Source organism: Streptomyces sp. NPDC085932 (assembly GCF_044540525.1).
Classification (GTDB): Bacteria; Actinomycetota; Actinomycetes; order Streptomycetales; family Streptomycetaceae; genus Streptomyces; species Streptomyces levis.
This window is the reverse complement of sequence record NZ_JBITSJ010000004.1, coordinates 423355-441740: the sequence shown is the minus strand read 5'-3', so window position 1 is coordinate 441740 and position 18386 is coordinate 423355. Positions and strand designations below refer to the sequence as shown.

The 18386-nt window shown below is 69.9% G+C and carries 16 protein-coding genes and 2 tRNA genes; 13 read left to right on the top strand and 5 right to left on the bottom strand.

Annotation, left to right across the window (positions count from 1 at the left end):
- Positions 1 to 40 precede the first annotated feature (40 nt).
- The 7 genes from gnd to ACIGAQ_RS22255 all read left to right on the top strand — a co-directional run bounded on the left by gnd (position 41) and on the right by ACIGAQ_RS22255 (position 8684).
- Positions 41 to 916 carry a phosphogluconate dehydrogenase (NAD(+)-dependent, decarboxylating) gene (gnd, locus tag ACIGAQ_RS22285; protein ID WP_311682594.1) on the top strand — a complete coding sequence of 292 codons (876 nt, stop codon included), beginning with the start codon at positions 41 to 43 and terminating at the stop codon, positions 914 to 916.
- Positions 917 to 947: 31 nt separating this feature from the next.
- Entirely contained in the window at positions 948 to 2069 is a 1122-nt protein-coding gene (recF, locus tag ACIGAQ_RS22280) for a DNA replication/repair protein RecF (RefSeq protein WP_362275909.1), read from the top strand.
- Positions 2066 to 2596 (top strand): DUF721 domain-containing protein, encoded by a 531-nt coding sequence (locus ACIGAQ_RS22275; RefSeq protein ID WP_399785313.1) that lies wholly within the window; start codon positions 2066 to 2068, stop codon positions 2594 to 2596. Before recF ends, ACIGAQ_RS22275 begins: the two co-directional genes overlap by 4 nt.
- Before the next feature lie 364 nt (positions 2597 to 2960).
- Positions 2961 to 5033 carry a DNA topoisomerase (ATP-hydrolyzing) subunit B gene (gene gyrB, locus ACIGAQ_RS22270; RefSeq protein ID WP_399785310.1) on the top strand — a complete coding sequence of 691 codons (2073 nt, stop codon included), beginning with the start codon at positions 2961 to 2963 and terminating at the stop codon, positions 5031 to 5033.
- 42 nt (positions 5034 to 5075) lie between these two features.
- On the top strand, positions 5076 to 7670 hold the full coding sequence (gene gyrA, locus ACIGAQ_RS22265; protein ID WP_362275917.1) for a DNA gyrase subunit A: 2595 nt from the start codon (positions 5076 to 5078) through the stop codon (positions 7668 to 7670).
- An 18-nt stretch (positions 7671 to 7688) separates the two neighbouring features.
- Positions 7689 to 8507, top strand: a complete 819-nt coding sequence (locus ACIGAQ_RS22260) for a DUF3566 domain-containing protein (protein ID WP_399785306.1) — start codon at positions 7689 to 7691, stop codon at positions 8505 to 8507.
- Between the two features lie 100 nt (positions 8508 to 8607).
- A tRNA-Ile gene (locus ACIGAQ_RS22255) sits at positions 8608 to 8684 on the top strand.
- A gap of 421 nt (positions 8685 to 9105) precedes the next feature.
- On the opposite strand, the gene ACIGAQ_RS22250 is transcribed toward ACIGAQ_RS22255, so the two are convergent.
- Positions 9106 to 9474 (bottom strand): DUF6344 domain-containing protein, encoded by a 369-nt coding sequence (locus ACIGAQ_RS22250; protein WP_311682581.1) that lies wholly within the window; start codon positions 9472 to 9474, stop codon positions 9106 to 9108.
- A 337-nt stretch (positions 9475 to 9811) separates the two neighbouring features.
- Here ACIGAQ_RS22250 and ACIGAQ_RS22245 point away from each other — a divergent pair, with 337 nt between their 5' ends.
- Positions 9812 to 9940, top strand: a complete 129-nt coding sequence (locus ACIGAQ_RS22245; protein WP_003999697.1) for a DLW-39 family protein — start codon at positions 9812 to 9814, stop codon at positions 9938 to 9940.
- 143 nt (positions 9941 to 10083) lie between these two features.
- Positions 10084 to 11442, top strand: a complete 1359-nt coding sequence (locus tag ACIGAQ_RS22240; RefSeq protein ID WP_399785304.1) for a hypothetical protein — start codon at positions 10084 to 10086, stop codon at positions 11440 to 11442.
- Between the two features lie 141 nt (positions 11443 to 11583).
- Here ACIGAQ_RS22240 and ACIGAQ_RS22235 read toward each other — a convergent pair whose 3' ends face one another.
- Together ACIGAQ_RS22235 and ACIGAQ_RS22230 are read right to left on the bottom strand one after the other, a co-directional pair.
- A complete protein-coding gene (locus ACIGAQ_RS22235) occupies positions 11584 to 13176 on the bottom strand; it encodes a protein kinase (RefSeq protein WP_399785301.1) in 1593 nt (530 codons plus the stop codon).
- A 256-nt stretch (positions 13177 to 13432) separates the two neighbouring features.
- Positions 13433 to 13981 carry a DNA-binding protein gene (locus ACIGAQ_RS22230; RefSeq protein ID WP_067018270.1) on the bottom strand — a complete coding sequence of 183 codons (549 nt, stop codon included), beginning with the start codon at positions 13979 to 13981 and terminating at the stop codon, positions 13433 to 13435.
- Positions 13982 to 14162: 181 nt separating this feature from the next.
- On the opposite strand from ACIGAQ_RS22230, the gene ACIGAQ_RS22225 reads away from it, so the two are divergent.
- Positions 14163 to 14235 (top strand) — tRNA-Ala (locus ACIGAQ_RS22225).
- A 163-nt stretch (positions 14236 to 14398) separates the two neighbouring features.
- On the opposite strand, the gene ACIGAQ_RS22220 is transcribed toward ACIGAQ_RS22225, so the two are convergent.
- Positions 14399 to 15100, bottom strand: coding sequence for a DUF5324 family protein (locus ACIGAQ_RS22220; RefSeq protein WP_311682571.1), 702 nt, complete (start codon positions 15098 to 15100; stop codon positions 14399 to 14401).
- 338 nt (positions 15101 to 15438) lie between these two features.
- Here ACIGAQ_RS22220 and ACIGAQ_RS22215 point away from each other — a divergent pair, with 338 nt between their 5' ends.
- Both ACIGAQ_RS22215 and ACIGAQ_RS22210 read left to right on the top strand, forming a co-directional pair.
- Positions 15439 to 15966 carry a peptidylprolyl isomerase gene (locus ACIGAQ_RS22215; RefSeq protein ID WP_094054779.1) on the top strand — a complete coding sequence of 176 codons (528 nt, stop codon included), beginning with the start codon at positions 15439 to 15441 and terminating at the stop codon, positions 15964 to 15966.
- 94 nt (positions 15967 to 16060) lie between these two features.
- Positions 16061 to 16951: a rhomboid family intramembrane serine protease gene (locus ACIGAQ_RS22210; protein WP_362275934.1), complete on the top strand. Its 891-nt coding sequence runs from the start codon at positions 16061 to 16063 to the stop codon at positions 16949 to 16951.
- 257 nt (positions 16952 to 17208) lie between these two features.
- Here ACIGAQ_RS22210 and crgA read toward each other — a convergent pair whose 3' ends face one another.
- On the bottom strand, positions 17209 to 17463 hold the full coding sequence (gene crgA / locus ACIGAQ_RS22205) for a cell division protein CrgA (RefSeq protein WP_311682564.1): 255 nt from the start codon (positions 17461 to 17463) through the stop codon (positions 17209 to 17211).
- Between the two features lie 139 nt (positions 17464 to 17602).
- Here crgA and ACIGAQ_RS22200 point away from each other — a divergent pair, with 139 nt between their 5' ends.
- Entirely contained in the window at positions 17603 to 18382 is a 780-nt protein-coding gene (locus ACIGAQ_RS22200) for a DUF881 domain-containing protein (RefSeq protein ID WP_399785296.1), read from the top strand.
- Positions 18383 to 18386: the final 4 nt, after the last annotated feature.

Sequence of the window (18386 nt, the reverse complement as noted above, 5' to 3'; positions counted from 1 at the left end):
GCGCCACGTCGGACACCTGCAAACCTAAGGAAAACAACTGATGGAGCTCGGTCTCGTCGGCCTCGGCAAGATGGGCGGCAACATGCGCGAGCGGATCCGCCGCGCGGGCCACACCGTCCACGGATACGACCGCAACCCGGACCTCGCCGATGTCCACAGCCTGGAAGAGCTTGTGGGCAAGCTCAGCGGACCGCGCGTGGTCTGGGTGATGGTCCCGGCGGGCGAGGCCACCCAGTCCACCATCGACCGGCTCGCCGAGCTGCTGGAGCCGGGCGACGTCGTCGTGGACGGCGGCAACTCCCGCTGGACGGACGACGAGAAGCACGCCGAGGAGCTGGCGGCCAAGGGCATCGGCTTCGTCGACTGCGGTGTCTCCGGCGGCGTCTGGGGCCTGGAGAACGGCTACGCGCTGATGTACGGCGGCGACGCGGAGAATGTCGCGAAGGTGCAGCCGGTCTTCGACGCCCTCAAGCCGGAGGGCGACTTCGGCTCGGTGCACGCCGGCAAGGTCGGCGCGGGCCACTTCGCCAAGATGGTCCACAACGGCATCGAGTACGCGATGATGCAGGCCTATGCCGAGGGCTGGGAGCTGCTGGAGAAGGTCGACTCCGTGACCGACGTCCGGGAGGTCTTCCGCTCCTGGCAGGAGGGCACGGTCATCCGCTCCTGGCTGCTCGACCTCGCGGTGAACGCGCTCGACGAGGACGAGCACCTGGACGGGCTCCGGGGTTATGCACAGGACTCCGGCGAGGGACGCTGGACCGTGGAGGCCGCAATCGACAACGCGGTGCCGCTGCCGGCGATCACCGCGTCGCTGTTCGCGCGGTTCGCCTCGCGCCAGGAGGACTCGCCCCAGATGAAGATGATCGCGGCGCTGCGCAACCAGTTCGGCGGCCACGCGGTCGAGAAGAAGTAACCGAGCACCGAGGGAGGTCGGCGAAACGACCATGCACGTCACGCATCTGTCGCTGGCCGACTTCCGCTCCTATCCCCGGGTCGAGGTCCCGCTCGACCCGGGGGTGACGGCCTTCGTCGGGCCGAACGGGCAGGGCAAGACCAACCTCGTCGAGGCCGTCGGCTATCTCGCCACCCTCGGCAGCCACCGGGTCTCCTCCGACGCGCCCCTGGTCCGCATGGGCGCCGAGCGGGCGATCATCCGGGCCCAGGTGCGGCAGGGCGAGCGGCAGCAGCTGATCGAGCTGGAGCTCAACCCGGGCCGCGCCAACCGCGCCCGTATCAACAGGTCCTCGCAGGTCAGACCGCGTGACGTGCTGGGGATCGTACGGACCGTGCTGTTCGCGCCGGAGGATCTCGCCCTGGTCAAGGGCGACCCCGGGGAGCGGCGCCGCTTCCTCGACGAGCTGATCACCGCCCGCTCACCGCGCATGGCCGGGGTCCGTTCCGACTACGACCGGGTGCTCAAGCAGCGCAACACCCTGCTGAAGTCGGCCGCGCTGGCCCGGCGGCACGGCGGCCGTTCCATGGACATGTCCACCCTGGACGTCTGGGACCAGCACCTGGCGCGGGCGGGCGCCGAGCTGCTCGCCCAGCGGCTCGATCTGATCGCCACGCTCCAGCCGCTGGCCGACAAGGCGTACGAGCAGCTCGCCCCCGGCGGCGGCCCGGTCGCCCTGGAGTACAAGCCGTCCGCGCCGGGCGAGGCGCACACCCGCGAGGACCTCTTCGAACAGCTGACCGCCGCGCTCGCCGAGGCCCGCAAGCAGGAGATCGAGCGGGGCGTCACGCTGGTCGGACCGCACCGGGACGACCTGCTGCTCAAGCTCGGCCAGCTGCCCGCCAAGGGCTACGCCTCGCACGGCGAGTCCTGGTCGTACGCGCTGGCGCTGCGCCTGGCCTCGTACGACCTGCTGCGGGCCGAGGGAAACGAGCCGGTGCTGGTGCTCGACGACGTCTTCGCCGAGCTGGACACCCGCCGGCGCGAGCGGCTCGCCGAACTGGTCGCACCCGGTGAGCAGGTCCTGGTGACCGCGGCGGTGGACGACGACGTCCCGCACGTGCTGTCCGGGGTGCGGTTCGCCGTGTCCGAGGGGACGGTGGAGCGCGTATGAGCACGCAGGAGCCGAAGAAGGACCCCGAGCCCTCCGGTGTGGACCTCGCGCGCGTGGCGTTGCGCGCCGCCAAGGAGGCCGCCCGCGCGCGGGGGGACGCGGCGCAGCAGAGGAAGCAGGCGCGCCGGGGTGGCGGGCTGCGCTCCGGCGCGCGCGCCGACGGCCGTGACCCCATGGCGCTCGGCCCCGCGATCAACCGGCTGATCACCGAGCGCGGTTGGGAGGCCCCTGCCGCGGTGGGCGGTGTGATGGGCCGCTGGCCGCAGATCGTCGGCGAGAAGCTCGCCGACCACTGCACCCCGCAGCGGTACGACGAGGACGAGCGGGTCCTGGTCGTGCAGTGCGAGTCGCCGGCCTGGGCGACGGAGGTGCGCCGCCTCGCGCCCGTGCTCGTCGCGCGGCTCAACGAGGACCTGGGGCACGGCACCGTGCGGCAGATCAAGGTGGTCGGTCCCAGTGCTCCCACACGCCGCTACGGCCCCCTGCGCGCCCCCGGCAGCGGTGGTCCTGGCTCTTCCTACAGGTGACTTACGTCACGTCTTCACACCCCGGATCGGCCCGCCCGGCCGTCCCGTCGTGGCACCGCACACGGTTGCGAATCGCGACCTGACTCCGAAGTAGCCAAGGGTTGACGGCCGGAAGCGCTGAGTGGCTCCGTGAGCCTCTTGGAGCCCCCTTCCGTATATCGGGAGTCGGACGAGACCCGTCGAGGGCGGCACATGCGGACTCAGGTACCGGCAAACCCCCATCAGTGTCAGTGCTACCGGTAGACTGGAAGCAATCCCGCCCCACTCGCTGGGGACCGTCCGGGAAAAGCTGAGCAACGCTGATCAAGGCTTACCAACGCAACATGCCGCAGCCGCTCCGGCAACCCGCCGACGAGCCCGGCTCGTGCTGTGCCAGAAAGGGCGCTTCGTGGCCGATTCCGGCAACCCCAACGAGAACATCCCGTCCACCGAGGCCCCGGCCGGAGTCGCCGAGGCCTCCGTAACGGCGTCGTACGACGCCAGCGCCATCACCGTCCTCGAGGGTCTGGACGCGGTCCGCAAGCGACCCGGTATGTACATCGGTTCCACCGGTGAGCGCGGACTGCACCACCTCGTCTACGAGGTCGTCGACAACTCCGTCGACGAGGCGCTGGCCGGGCACGCGGACACGATCGAGGTGACGATCCTCGCCGACGGCGGCGTCCGGGTCGTCGACAACGGCCGTGGCATCCCGGTGGGCATCGTCCCGTCCGAGGGCAAGCCGGCCGTCGAGGTCGTGCTGACCGTGCTCCACGCGGGCGGCAAGTTCGGCGGCGGCGGCTACGCGGTCTCCGGTGGTCTGCACGGTGTCGGTGTCTCGGTCGTGAACGCCCTGTCCAGCAAGGTCTCCGTCGAGGTGAAGACCGACGGCCACCGCTGGACGCAGGAATACAAGATGGGCGTCCCCACGGCCCCCCTCGCCAAGCACGAGGCCACGCAGGAGACGGGCACCTCGGTCACCTTCTGGGCCGACGGCGACATCTTCGAGACCACCGACTACTCCTTCGAGACGCTGTCGCGGCGCTTCCAGGAGATGGCGTTCCTCAACAAGGGCCTGACGATCAAGCTCACGGACGAGCGCGAGTCGGCGAAGGCCACCTCCGGGGCGGACGAGGCCGGCGCGGACGAGACCGCCGAGGTCAAGACGGTCACGTACCACTACGAGGGCGGCATCGTCGACTTCGTGAAGTACCTCAACTCCCGCAAGGGAGAGGCGGTGCACCCGTCGGTGATCGACCTGGAGGCCGAGGACAAGGACAAGTCCCTCTCCCTCGAAGTCGCCATGCAGTGGAACAGCGGCTACAGCGAGGGCGTGTACTCCTTCGCCAACATCATCCACACGCACGAGGGCGGCACCCACGAAGAGGGCTTCCGCGCGGCGCTGACGAACCTGATCAACAAGTACGCGCGCGACAAGAAGCTGCTCCGCGAGAAGGACGACAACCTCACGGGCGACGACATCCGCGAGGGTCTGACCGCGATCATCTCGGTCAAGCTGAGCGAGCCGCAGTTCGAGGGCCAGACCAAGACCAAACTGGGCAACACGGAGGCGAAGACCTTCGTCCAGAAGGCCGTCTACGAGCACCTCAACGACTGGCTGGACCGCAACCCGAACGAGGCCGCGGACATCGTCCGCAAGGGCATCCAGGCCGCCACCGCGCGCGTGGCCGCCCGCAAGGCCCGCGACCTGACCCGCCGCAAGGGCCTGCTGGAGACCGCGTCCCTGCCGGGCAAGCTCTCGGACTGCCAGTCGAACGACCCCACCAAGTGCGAGATCTTCATCGTCGAGGGTGACTCCGCCGGCGGCTCGGCCAAGTCCGGCCGCAACCCGCAGTACCAGGCGATCCTCCCGATCCGCGGCAAGATCCTCAACGTGGAGAAGGCCAGGATCGACAAGATCCTGCAGAACCAGGAGATCCAGGCGCTGATCTCGGCCTTCGGCACGGGCGTGCACGAGGACTTCGACATCGAGAAGCTGCGCTATCACAAGATCATCCTGATGGCGGACGCCGACGTCGACGGCCAGCACATCAGCACCCTGCTGCTGACCTTCCTGTTCCGCTTCATGCGGCCGCTGGTCGAGGCCGGGCACGTGTACCTGTCGCGTCCGCCGCTGTACAAGATCAAGTGGGGCCGGGACGACGTCGAGTACGCCTACTCGGACCGCGAGCGCGACGCGCTGATCGAGATGGGCCGCCAGCGCGGCAAGCGCGTCCGCGAGGACTCGATCCAGCGCTTCAAGGGTCTCGGCGAGATGAACGCCGAGGAGCTGCGCGTGACCACGATGGACCAGGAGCACCGGGTCCTCGGCCAGGTCACCCTGGACGACGCCGCGCAGGCCGACGACCTGTTCTCGGTCCTGATGGGCGAGGACGTCGAGGCCCGGCGCCAGTTCATCCAGCGCAACGCCAAGGACGTCCGCTTCCTCGACATCTGAGTCGGTCTCAGCTGACCGCACCAGGAAGGATTCCCACCAGCAATGACCGACGAGAACACTCCCGTCACCCCTGAGCAGGGCGGCGACCTCGCGATGCGTGTCGAGCCCGTCGGGCTCGAGACGGAGATGCAGCGCTCCTACCTCGACTACGCGATGTCCGTCATCGTCTCGCGTGCGCTGCCCGACGTCCGTGACGGCCTCAAGCCCGTGCACCGCCGCGTCCTGTACGCCATGTACGACGGCGGCTACCGCCCCGAGCGCGGCTTCTACAAGTGCGCCCGCGTCGTCGGCGACGTCATGGGCAACTACCACCCGCACGGCGACTCCTCCATCTACGACGCGCTCGTGCGCCTCGCCCAGCCCTGGTCGATGCGCATGCCGCTCGTCGACTCCAACGGCAACTTCGGCTCCCCGGGCAACGACCCGGCCGCGGCCATGCGGTACACCGAGTGCAAGATGGCGCCGCTGTCCATGGAGATGGTCCGTGACATCGACGAGGAGACCGTCGACTTCACGGACAACTACGACGGTCGCTCCCAGGAGCCGACGGTCCTGCCGGCCCGCTTCCCGAACCTGCTGATCAACGGCTCGGCCGGTATCGCGGTCGGCATGGCGACCAACATCCCGCCGCACAACCTGCGCGAGGTCGCGGCCGGTGCCCAGTGGTACCTGGAGAACCCCGAGGTCTCGCACGAGGAGCTGCTGGACGCCCTCCTGGAGCGCATCAAGGGCCCCGACTTCCCGACCGGCGCGCTCGTCGTCGGCCGCAAGGGCATCGAGGAGGCGTACCGCACCGGCCGCGGCTCCATCACCATGCGCGCGGTGGTCGAGGTGGAGGAGATCCAGGGCCGCCAGTGCCTGGTCGTCACCGAGCTGCCGTACCAGACGAACCCGGACAACCTGGCCCAGAAGATCGCCGACCTCGTCAAGGACGGCAAGATCGGCGGCATCGCGGACGTCCGCGACGAGACGTCCTCGCGCACCGGCCAGCGGCTGGTGATCGTGCTCAAGCGGGACGCGGTCGCCAAGGTCGTGCTGAACAACCTCTACAAGCACACCGACCTGCAGACGAACTTCGGCGCCAACATGCTGGCGCTGGTCGACGGCGTGCCGCGCACGCTCTCGCTGGACGCGTTCATCCGCCACTGGGTGACGCACCAGATCGAGGTCATCGTCCGCCGGACGCGCTTCCGGCTGCGCAAGGCCGAGGAGCGGGCGCACATCCTGCGCGGTCTGCTGAAGGCCCTGGACGCCATCGACGAGGTCATCGCGCTGATCCGGCGCAGCGAGACCGTCGACATCGCCCGCGGCGGCCTGATGGACCTGCTGACGATCGACGAGATCCAGGCCAACGCCATCCTGGAGATGCAGCTGCGCCGGCTGGCCGCCCTGGAGCGCCAGAAGATCGTCCAGGAGCACGACGAGCTCCAGGCGAAGATCAACGAGTACAACGAGATCCTGGCCTCCCCGGTCCGCCAGCGGGGCATCGTCAGCGCGGAGCTGGCCGCGATCGTCGAGAAGTACGGCGACGACCGCAAGACCAAGCTCATCCCGTACGAGGGCGACATGTCCATCGAGGACCTGATCGCCGAGGAGGACATCGTCGTCACGGTCACCCGGGGCGGCTACATCAAGCGCACCAAGACCGACGACTACCGCGCCCAGAAGCGCGGCGGCAAGGGCGTGCGCGGCGCGAAGCTCAAGGAAGACGACATCGTCGACCACTTCTTCGTGTCCACCACGCACCACTGGCTGCTGTTCTTCACGAACAAGGGCCGCGTCTACCGCGTCAAGGGCTACGAGCTGCCCGACGCCGGCCGGGACGCGCGCGGTCAGCACGTGGCGAACCTGCTTGCCTTCCAGCCGGACGAGGCGATCGCCGAGATCCTGGCGATCCGCGACTACGAGGCCGTCCCGTACCTGGTGCTCGCCACCAAGGCCGGACTGGTGAAGAAGACGCCTCTGAAGGATTACGATTCGCCCCGTTCCGGCGGTGTGATCGCGATCAACCTCCGGTCGATGGAGGACGGTTCGGACGACGAACTGATCGGTGCCGAACTCGTCTCGGCCGATGACGATCTGCTTCTGATCAGCAAGAAGGCGCAGTCGATCAGGTTCACCGCATCGGACGACACCCTGCGCCCCATGGGCCGTGCCACCTCGGGTGTGAAGGGCATGAGCTTCCGCGAAGGGGACGAGCTCCTCTCGATGAATGTTGTTCGACCCGGTACGTTCGTGTTCACTGCCACAGACGGCGGGTACGCGAAGCGGACCAACGTCGACGAGTACCGCGTCCAAGGTCGCGGCGGCCTCGGCATCAAGGCCGCCAAGATCGTCGAGGATCGCGGTTCCCTCGTCGGCGCGCTGGTGGTCGAGGAGACCGACGAGATCCTCGCCATCACGCTGTCGGGCGGTGTGATTCGTACGCGAGTCAACGAGATCAGGGAAACCGGCCGTGACACCATGGGCGTCCAACTGATCAATCTGGGCAAGCGCGATGCCGTCGTGGGCATCGCGCGCAACGCCGAGGCGGGACGCGAGGCGGAAGAGGTCGACGGCGACGTGGTCGTCGACGAGACCGCCGAGGGTCCCGTGACCACCGGCACGGACGAGGGTGAGGCGCCCTCGGCCGAGTAGCACGAGGAGTGAGTCAGCGTGAGCGGAGCCACGGGCGCCGGACCGACCGGTACCTCCGAGGGTACGGAGACGGACGGCGGCGGCCGTGGCTCCGCGGCGCGTGCGGCGGATCCGCACACGACCAACCTGAAGGCGATCAAGTCCCCGACCAAGGACTCGTCCACGCCTGACACGCGAGGATCACAGGGGGGAACTGTGACGGACACCCGAGGTCCGCAGACCCAGCAGAAGCCTGGAGCGGGCCCGGCCGCCACCGGCGCGGCGGCACAGCCGCAGCCGGCCGCCCAGGACCAGGGCGCCGCCGCGCAGCCGGCCTCTCCGCTGCCGGGCGAGCGGCGGACGCAGCAGCCGGCCGGGCCGTACCACCCGCCGCAGGCCTACCCGGCGCAGCAGGGGGCCGCGGCCGGGGCCGACGCGGGGGCGGCGGCCGTACGGCGTCCGCGCACGGGCGCGCGCACCACGCCGCGGGTCCGCAAGGCGCGTCTGCGGGTGGCGAAGGCCGACCCGTGGTCGGTGATGAAGGTCAGCTTCCTGCTCTCGATCGCGCTGGGCATCTGCACGATCGTGGCGGCCGCCGTGCTGTGGATGGTCATGGACGCCATGGGTGTCTTCTCGACGGTCGGCGGCACGATCTCCGAGGCCACCGGCTCCAACGAGTCCAACGGCTTCGACCTGCAGGCCTTCCTGTCGCTGCCCAACGTCCTGCTGTTCACGTCGGTCATCGCGGTCATCGACGTCGTCCTCGCGACGGCCCTCGCGACGCTCGGCGCGTTCATCTACAACCTCTCCGCGGGCTTCGTGGGCGGGGTGGAGCTGACGCTCGCCGAGGACGAGTGACGGCCCTGCGGTGTCGTCCCGACAACCGATTTTGGGACTGCCCATGTCGTGCGCTAATCTTCAGGAGTCAGCGCGCGGGACACACACCGCAGAGCGCGGCGGGGCTATAGCTCAGTTGGTTAGAGCGCATCCCTGATAAGGATGAGGCCACAGGTTCAAATCCTGTTAGCCCCACCAGCGAGAGGACCCCCAGTCGATACGGCTGGGGGTTTTCTGCTATCTACGAGCATTGGCCTCGAAGTGTGGAGATCGCAGAGGGAGTCACCCCTTCGTCTCTACGACACGTGGTCCTCGGCCGGGAATCCGGTGCTGCGCGGTCTGACACGCGACCTGTTGGTCACCTCGCTCGTGCTCCTGGACGGGGCGGGGGCTCCGATCGTGCTGCAGCCCGCGCACGAAGAGGTCCTCGGAGAAGAGAAAGCCGCCATCGTGCGTTCCATGGGACAGGGAGCCAGAGCTCAGGCTGCGCATCGGGAGTGACGGCAGGTCGCGGACCGGACGTGCGAAGACCCCGGCCGGGGAGCGGCCGGGGTCTTGCGGGTCTCTGGTGGGTCGTGGGGGTACGCAAGATCGCCAGGACGTACCAGGGACCGGGCGGTCAGCGCTTGAGGGGCGTGAGGTGGGCGGTGGCGGGGTCGCCCTCGTCGTCCGTGTCGCCGTCCGCGCAGTCGGTCGTGGTCGTCGCCGTCGAGTCGGTGAGGGAGCGGTGGCGGCAGCGCGGGGACTTGCCGTGGGCCTCGGCGCGGATGCGCTGTTTCATCGTGGGGGGCAGGGCCCTCGCCTGGGACCAGGGGGCGGCCGCCGGCGCCGTCCGCTGGTGCGGGATGCGCTCGCCGCTGTTGCGCTTCTGCTCGGCCTGCGGTACGGCGGCCGCGGCGGTCGTGGTGATGAATCCGAGCGCCGTGCACAGGGCGAGGAAGGCGGTGACGATCGCGGTCCACAGCTTCATGACCTTGTTCCGGGCCATGGCCCCTCACTTTCGGGTTGGGCGATTTGCGTACTTTCCTCATGATGTGTATGGGGGCCGGGAAGTGGTGGACCTCGGCTCGTGGCGCGGCGATGTTCTGATGAACACCACCCGGATGGACGCAAGAGGGCCGAAAACGTGAGGAGAGGGGAGGAGAGCGGTCGAAGTAACCCTGAGTCCGGGTGTGATCACCCTCCGATCGGAGCGGTGAACTCCGCTTCTATCCCGGTGTCCGGGACGGGAGTTGACAGCCGGAGCAGGTCACCGATCGGTATCGGTCGGTGTGTATAGTCGGGCGCCAGAGGTCCCCTACGTCAAGGAAAGACGAGGTCGCGCGGTGAAGAAGCTTCTCCTGGTCGCACTGGCCGCCATCGGCGGGCTCCTCGTGTACCGCCAGATCCAGGCGGATCGCGCCGAGCAGGATCTGTGGACGGAGGCGACTGACTCCGTGCCCACGGGTTCGTGAGTCACGACAACCCCTTTCGAGCACACCCCGGCCGCCTCGCGGTCGGGGTTTTGTGTGCCGAGGGCCGGTCGTGAGCCCGCGCGGCGAGGCAGGATGGGCCCCGGTTCACGGTTCCGAGGTCCGGCGACGGTGAGAGGTGGCGCGTGAGGGGACGGTGGTGTACGGCGCGCGAGCGGCGTGCGGGGGCGTGGCGCGGCCGGTCGTCGACGGCCGTGCGCCTGGGCGCCGTCGCCCTGGTGCTGGGGACGACGGCCGCTGTGGGACCGGCCCCGGCCGCGCGGGCCGCCGATGACTCCGTCCGGGCGGCCGCACCGAGCCCCTACGCCTTCGCCGAGGGCGCCCGCAGCGTCGAGGGAGCGCGCAGCACCGCCGACGCCGTTCGCCTGGAACCCGGCACGGCCTATCGGAGCTCGCTGCCGGACAGCGGCAAGGTCAACTACCGCCTCCAGCTCGACGGCACGTCCAGCGCGTACGTCTCCGTCACCGCCGTCCCTCCCCCGGACAGCACCGTCTCCGTCATCGACGGACTGAAGGTGTCCGTGCAGGACGCCGAGGGCCATTCCTGCTCCGGCGACACGGCGAGCTTCGGCGCCGGGCGCAGCCCTCACCCGATCGCCGCGTGGGGCGTGCGCGAGATCTCCCCCACCAAGTCGTTGTGCCAGGAGGCCGGCGCGTACTACGTGTCCGTCGAGCGCGCCGACCCCGAGGGCGAGGGCTCCTCGCCCGGCGCCTGGGACCTGGAACTCCTCACCACGACCGAGCCACCGCCGGCCAAGACCGGGGCGACCGGCGCGCCCCAGGTGTGGAACTCCGCCACCCCCCAGCCGCTCCAGGGCGACCCCGAGTCCCGGCACGGCGGGGCGGGATTCACCGGGGCGACCCCCCTCGACCAGGGTGTCTGGCGCGACGACATCCGGCCCGGCGAGACGCTGTTCTACGCCGTGCCGGTCGACTGGGGCCAGCAGCTCGCGGTGACGGCCGACCTGGGCAGCTCCGACTCCGCCGGTACCGGCTACGCGTCCGGCGCTCTCGACCTGGCCCTGTACAACCCCGCGCGCGGCCGCGCCGCCGGCGTGAGCGTCGGCTACAACGGCGATCAGGCGTCCGGCAGCCTGCCGCCCTTGCCGCCGGTCGACCACGCCAACCGCTACGGGGCCGTGGCCCAGGTCGGGACGATGCGTTTCGCCGGCTCCTACTACCTCGTCGCCCATCTCGCGCGGGACGTCGCCGACAGCTTCGGTGACGGGCCGTTCAAGATGACGCTGCGCGTGCGGGTGAGCGGCGAGCCCCTGAGGGGGCCCGGGTACGCGGGGGAGTCCCGGCCGAAGGGCGTCTTCGACGTCTCGGAGCAGGACCGGGAGGCGGCGGCGGAAGGTGTGCCCGCTTCGGGCGACGACACCGCGATGCGGGTGGTCGCCGTGGGCGGCATCGGCACCGGGAGCGCGCTGCTCGTGGGGCTCGGGGTGTGGACCCTGGTGGCCCGGCGCCGCAGCGCCGCGTAGCCGCACCGCGTAGCCGCACCGGGCCGTCGTGCCAGGCCGGTGCCCGGATGTCGCCCCTGGCCCGCACCCAGCCGTCGCTCCGGTGGCTCGCACCCGGGTTGCCCCGGTGGCTTGCACGCGGTGTCGCCCTGGGCCACGGCCTCAGATGCGGGTCAGCGCCCAGAAGCCCACGGCGTAGCAGACCAGGGCCAGCAGGAGCAGAGGGATCGCCACCTTGGCCGGGGGGCCCGGGCGGGTCGGCCGTGGTGCCCGGTGCCGGGACGCCTGCGGGCTGCCGGTGACCGGCGGGGCCTGCGGGCTGTGGGCGGTGTACGAGGCGGTGATGGCGTCGGCGCGGTGCGGCTGGGCCGGGGGCAGGTGCGGGCTCGGGTACGCCGGGGGGAGCGGCTGGGCCACGGGCCGGGGGTACGTGTGGTCGTGGGGGGAGAACTGGGGCCGGTGGTCAGGGAGTTGACCTCGCGCCTGGTGGGGTGCATCCGGTGTGGGGGAGGAGGTGGCCGTGGGCTGCGGGGGCGGCAGGTGGAAGCTGCCGGTGTCCGACATGGAGGGCTGCGGAGCGGGGGCGGGTGGCGGGCCGGGGACGTGCCGGGGGTCGGGGAGGGCGGAGTCGGCGCTCGGGTCAGGCCGGTCGTTCTCCTGGACGGAGGCGTCGGCGTGCTGCCGGGGTCCCGTGTACGTCGTTCCGGCCGGAGCCCGGGCTTCTCTCTGCGGGGCCGCCGCTTCCTGCCGTGAGGCCGCTTCTCGTTGCGGGGCCGCCGGTGGGCCCCCGCCTGCTGCCGAACCCGACGAGCTGCCGTCGCTCCCCGGCTCCGAGGGCGTCCGGTCCGCTTCCGGCCCCAGCCTCCGGGCCCGCTCCAGTGGCCCGTCGGGGGCGAACCCCTTCGGCAGCGGCCCGAGTTGGTCGAAGATCTCGATCAGCTCGTCGTCCGGGCCCGGCTCGGGGAGGAGCTCCGCCGCGGCCGCGAGCGCCTTGCGTGCCCCCGTCGCCGTTCGGAACCTCGCCTCCGGGTCGGGCTGCAGCAGGGTGGCGACCACCTGCCACAGCGGCTCGGGGATGCCCTTGGGCGCTCCCGGCGTGCCGTGCTCGGCGAAGTACTGGATCAGCGCCTTGCTGTCCGGTTTCGCGCCCTCCAGCAGGTACAGCGCGACCAGCCCCACGGCGAACAGGTCGGCGGGGAAGTCCGGCTCGGCGCCCATCAGCTGCTCGGGCGCGAGGTAGCCGGGCGTGCCCACCACGAGGTTGGTCTCGGTCAGCCGGGGCTCGCCCAGCCGCATCGCGATGCCGAAGTCGGACAGCCGCAGGCGTGGCCGGCCCGTGCCGGTGGCCTCCAGCAGCACGTTGGCCGGTTTCACGTCCCGGTGCACCACGCCCTCCGCGTGCACCGCGGCCAGCCCCGCCAGCAACTGGTCGAGCAGCGTGCAGACGAACGCCGGCGGCAGGGGGCCGTAGTCCCCGACGAGATGGACCAGGGATCCCCCGGCGACCAGGTCCATCGTGAACAGGACCTTGTCGTCGTCGGCGGCCCAGCTGGTGGGGGCGAGCACATGGGGGTGGTCGATCCGCAGGGCCTGCTCACGGACGAAGCGCAGCAGCGAGTGCGCGTCGCTCTGCAGCAGGACCTTGGCGGCCACGTAACGGCGACGGCGGTGATCCCAGGCGCGCCAGACCGCGCCGACGCCTCCGCGTCCGATCGGGTCGACCAGTTCGTACCGGCCGGCGAAGACCTCACCCATGGCTGTACGTCGCTCCTCCCCCTGTGGTCTCCCCCCTTGCTTCCCCCGCGGCGAGCACTGCGACTCCCCCGGCGGTGCTCCGCGGCGAGTGCTGCGGTTCTCCGACGGTCCCCCGTGCGGGACACGCCCCCTCGTGTCCGCCCGTACCGTGACCCACCCCCGTCACACCGTCACGCGCCCCCGTCACCGTGACGCACCCCCGTCACCTCACCCCGTGCCGACGGCCGAACCCCCTTCGGTGGCCGGACGGGGGAGATCAGCTCTGGTGGGACTGGTAGTGCGCGACGGCGTCCGAGGTGCGGCCGGCGCCGTAGACCCGGAGGAACTCTGCCAGCTCCGGGTGGGTCGGGGCGAGGGTGTCGGCGGCGTCGATGATGTCGCCCGCGGCCGCCACCGAGCGCAGCAGCGACTGGATCTCGCGGACGACCCGCTTGACCGTGGGAGCCCCGGAACTGCTCGTCGTCTGGGTGGTGTTGCTGAGCACCGAGCCCCCCTGCGACTTCTTGATCTCCTCCATGCGCTCGGTGGCCTCGGCCGCGCTGACGCTGCCGTCCGCGACCTGCCCCGCCAGGTCCTGCAGCAGCTGCACCCGCTGCACCACGGCGGGGTTGCCGATCTTCGCCCGCTGACCGCTCATCAGCTGCGACAGCATCGGCGCGGACAGCCCTAGCACCCCCGCGAGACGAGCCTGGTTGAGACCAAGATCGTCGATGAGCTTACGGAAGAGCGCCCCCAGCGGCTCCCCGTACCAGTTCCGCTGCAGTTCCCGCGCTCTTGCGGTGGCTTCCTGCTGTGCGGCGTCCATTGCGTCTCCCCATCGCTTCCCCGAGTACGGCGGTTCGCGGTAGCGAACCACGCCGAGCATCTTACGGAGAGTGGTCGGCGACGGGGACCCCCCATCTTTTTGCGGAATCACGGGGGTGACCCGGTACTCTGGTCTCCGACGCCCGCCGGGACGAGACATCTCCGGTCGGACGTCTTCTTCCGGGGCCTTAGCTCAGTTGGTAGAGCGCTGTCTTTGCATGGCAGATGTCAGGGGTTCGACTCCCCTAGGCTCCACGGCAAACGCCCTCCGAGCTGCGGAAACGCAGATACGGAGGGCGTTTTTTCGTGCGTCCGTCCCCGCGGGCGCGGGTGTTTCACGTGAAACAGCGCGGCGGGGCGGGAGACCCGAGGGATGCCCTCAAGTCTCCCGCCCCGCCGTGCTGTTGTTCGGCGACGGTCAGGAACGGTCGTCGCGCTGGGCGGCCTCCTCCTCGGCCTCCTTGGCCTGGACCTCGGGGTCGAGAGCCGACTGGCCCGTGCCGTCCACGGCGGACAGGCGGTTGGACTCGGGGACCTCCGTCGCGGCAGGCGGCTCGACGAGCCAGTCCGGGTTGGCCTGCTTGTCCCACCACTTCCACGCGGCGAAAGCACCGCCCGCCAGGGCGCCGAGGATCACCAGCGTCTTCACGGCCTTACCGGCCCTCGCCCGCCGTTCCTGCCGGCGGACCAGCTTCTGGATCTCCTTCGACGAGACCTGACCGCGCAGCGCGGCCATCGCGGCCGCACTGCGGGCGGCGGCCTCGCTCGTCACGGGCACGGCCGCGGCCATCGCCTGCTCCAGCCTCGGCCGTGAGTACTCCGCCGCCTGACGGGCGGCCTTGCGGGTGCGGACGGCGGCCTCGTGGGCGGCCTGGTCGACCTTCGGCGGCACGTGTGAGCGGGCCTGCTCCAGATAGGGCTGCACATGGGCGCCGTACTGGACACGTGCCTGCCCGGCGGCCTGCGTCACCTTGGGCGCCAGCCGTACGCGCGCCTCGTGTGCGTAGTGCGCGGCCCTGTCCTTGGCCGTGTCGGCGTAGGGCGCCACCACTTCCGCGGCGTGCAGCACGCTGTCCTTCGCCGAACCAGTCGCGGCGCGCACGCTGTCGATGCGGGTCACGGGTTCCTCCTCCTCGGTGGCGTACGGTATTTCGACTTTCCACCCTTTTACGGATCATGCCTCCGGGTGCACTACCAGGCATGCGCGGGCGGGCATCCGGGTCACGGAAACCGGCATCCAGTGCCGATCACGTGCGAGAGCGGATGAAAAGGGGGCAACAGGAGCTTGTCGTCGACAATGCCACGGATCGTCGCGGCGCGCCCCCGCCCCGGGACTACTCGACCGGTTTTCTGTGACCGCCCGCCGAGGGTTTCCCCCCGCTGCGCCGAGGCCGGGCGACGCGGGGGCCCGTCCATGCGAGGATCAGGGAGTCACAGAAAGACAACGGAAGGCAGATCGTGGCTGAGCAGCTCTACGCCACCCTGAAGACCAACCACGGCGACATCGAGGTCCGGCTGCTGCCGAACCACGCCCCCAAGACGGTCAAGAACTTCGTCGAGCTCGCCCAGGGCGAGCGGGAGTGGACGCACCCGGAGACGGGCCAGAAGTCCACGGACAGGCTCTACGACGGCACGGTCTTCCACCGGGTGATCAGCGGCTTCATGATCCAGGGCGGTGACCCGCTGGGCAACGGCACCGGCGGTCCCGGTTACCAGTTCGAGGACGAGTTCCACCCGGACCTGCGCTTCGACAAGCCCTACCTGCTGGCGATGGCCAACGCCGGCCCGGGCACCAACGGCTCGCAGTTCTTCATCACCGTCTCCCCGACGGCGTGGCTGAACCGCAAGCACACCATCTTCGGCGAGGTCACCGACGCGGCCAGCCAGAAGGTCGTGGACACCATCGCCACCACGCAGACGAACCCGCGCACCGACCGCCCGCTGCAGGACGTGGTCATCGAGTCCGTCGTGATCGAGACCCGCTGAGGCGCCCACCGGGGCCTTCGCAGGGAACCAATCGCCCTGCTCATCCGTAGGGATGGGCAGGGCGGGCTTTTTCCACCACGACCGAGGGGATCCCATGGACGAGCAGGCTGCGGGCAGCCCGCAGGACGCCCACAGCGTCCCCATGTGCTACCGCCACCCGGACCGTGAGACGGGCATCCGCTGCACCCGCTGCGAGCGCCCGATCTGCCCCGAGTGCATGGTCAACGCCTCCGTCGGTTTCCAGTGCCCCGAGTGCGTCCGCACCGGCTCCGGCACCGGGCACGCCCCCTCGGCCTCGATGCCCCGGACCCTGGCGGGCGGCACCATCGCCTCCGATCCCCGCCTGCTCACGAAGATCCTCATCGGGATCAACCTGGCGGTCTTCATCGCCGTCAAGGTCCACGAGTCGCTCCTCGGCGACCTCGTCCTGCTCGGTGCCTGGCCGCCCGCTCCCTTCACTCCCACCCAGGGTGTGGCGGGAGGCGAGTGGTACCGCATGGTGACGTCGGTCTTCACGCACCAGGAGATCTGGCACATCGCGTTCAACATGCTCAGTCTCTGGTGGCTCGGCGGCCCCCTCGAAGCGGCCCTGGGGCGTGTGCGCTACTTCGCGCTCTACCTCGTCTCGGGCCTCGCGGGCAGCGCGCTGGCCTACCTGCTGACCGCGCCGAACACGGCCACGCTCGGCGCCTCCGGCGCGATCTTCGGCCTCTTCGGCGCCACGGCCGTGCTGATGCGCCGGCTCAACTACGACATGCGGCCGATCATCGCGCTGCTGGCGATCAACCTGATCTTCACCTTCAGCCCGGGCTTCAACATCTCCTGGCAGGCCCACATCGGCGGCCTCGTCGCCGGTGTCGTCATCGGATACGCCATGGTCCACGCACCGCGTGAGCGCCGGGCGCTGATCCAGTACGGCACGTGTGCCCTGGTCCTGGCGGTCGTGGTGCTGGTGACCGTGTTGAGGACGGCCCAGCTCAGCTGAGCGCGCCCGTTGTCCACAGCGGGTGCCGGATCTTGTGCACAGTGTGCGGGAACACATGTGCCCCCTGTCACCGACCCGTGTTTCCGCAGGTCAGCCAGGGGGCGAACATGTTTTCGAGTCGCGGTACTTCCGTCATACCGGCGTCAACGCCCGACGAGTTATCCACAGATCGTCTTTCTTTTTCCCCATGTGGATAACCGCTGTGGATAAATCAGCGAACAGCCCTGGGCAGAGCTGCGTTCACCTTCCGGTGACCGCTACTTCCACTGGGTCGAGACGCCGAATCCGGCGGCGATGAAGCCGAAGCCCACCACGATGTTCCAGTTGCCCAGGGAGTCGATGGGCAGCGAGCCGTCGGTGACGTAGAAGACGACGATCCAGGCCAGGCCGATGAGGAACATGGCCAGCATGACCGGTGCGACCCAGGCGCGGCTGTTCAGCTTGATCGCGGTCGTCGGCTTCGACGGCGGCGGCGTGTAATCGGCCTTCTTGCGGATACGTGACTTCGGCACGAGGGTCTCTCCTGTCGATGCGCTGCGTGGCCGCGCAGGTAACTGGGTCGGTCTCGGGGCAGCGTAAGGGGACTCCGAATGCTCCCCCGGGCGTCCGTTAGCGTAGTGCTTCCGCCGCGCCGAAGGAGATAAGGGTACGTTGAGCAATTCTGCCGACTCCCCCGGGACGGGATCCACCCCTGAGCGCGCGCGCCGTTTCCGGCCCGTGCGGATCCTCACGGCAGCCGTCTTCGCCCTGGCCGGGCTGATCTTCTTCACCAGCTTCAACACCGCCAAGGGCACCAACATCCGCTCGGACACCTCGCTGCTGAAGCTGTCCGACCTGATCCAGGAACGCAGCCGGGCCAACGGCGAGCTGGACGAGACCAACGGTGCCCTGCGCAAGGACATAGAGGCGCTCGCCGAGCGGGACGACGGCTCCACCAAGGCGGAGGACGAGAAGCTCGCCGCCCTCGAGAAGCGCGCCGGCACGCAGAAGCTCACGGGCGACTCGCTCACGGTCACGCTCAACGACGCCCCGCCGGACGCCACCGCCAAGCTGCCCGGCTACCCCGAGCCGCAGCCCGACTACCTGGTCATCCACCAGCAGGACCTGCAGGCCGTGGTGAACGCGCTGTGGCAGGGCGGAGCCAAGGGCATCAAGGTCATGGACCAGCGGCTGATCTCCACGAGCGCGGTGCGCTGCGTGGGCAACACCCTGATCCTCCAGGGCCGCGTCTACTCGCCGCCGTACAAGATCACCGCGGTCGGTGACCCCGGGAAGCTGAGGAAGGCCCTCGCGGCGTCCCCGGCGATCCAGAACTACATGGTCTACGTCAATGTCTACGGGCTCGGATGGAAAGTCGAGGAGAACGGCCCGGTGACTCTGCCCGGCTACTCGGGCACAGTGGATCTGCACTACGCGAAGCCCGTGGAGTAGCAGC